Source organism: Flagellimonas olearia, assembly GCF_009184425.1.
Classification (GTDB): Bacteria; Bacteroidota; Bacteroidia; order Flavobacteriales; family Flavobacteriaceae; genus Flagellimonas; species Flagellimonas olearia.
On sequence record NZ_WELG01000238.1, the window covers coordinates 1 to 301 of the forward strand.

A 301-nucleotide genomic window follows, 5' to 3' on the forward strand; every position below is an offset into this window, starting at 1 on the left:
TATGAATTATGATAACTATTGGGATGAGGACAAACCAGAACTCAATATCACGCCCTTAGTGGATGTGATGCTTGTTTTATTGGCCATTCTTATGGTAACAACACCCACTCTTACCTATAAAGAAGAGATTGCTTTGCCTTCTGGCTCAAAAACTGCTAGAGCCACTCAAGATAAAATGATAGAGATCCGCATGGATAAAGACGCAAAAATCTATATAGATAGTCAAACCTATGAATACAACTCCTTCCCGGATACTTTTAACTTGCTTTCTAAGAAATACGATAAAGATACTAGGGTTAGT

At 36.9% G+C, this 301-nt stretch carries 1 protein-coding gene; it reads left to right on the forward strand.

The window, feature by feature from the left end; translation table 11 throughout:
- A partial coding sequence (locus F8C76_RS20155) for a biopolymer transporter ExbD (protein WP_152132992.1) occupies nt 1-301 on the forward strand: 301 nt, incomplete at both ends.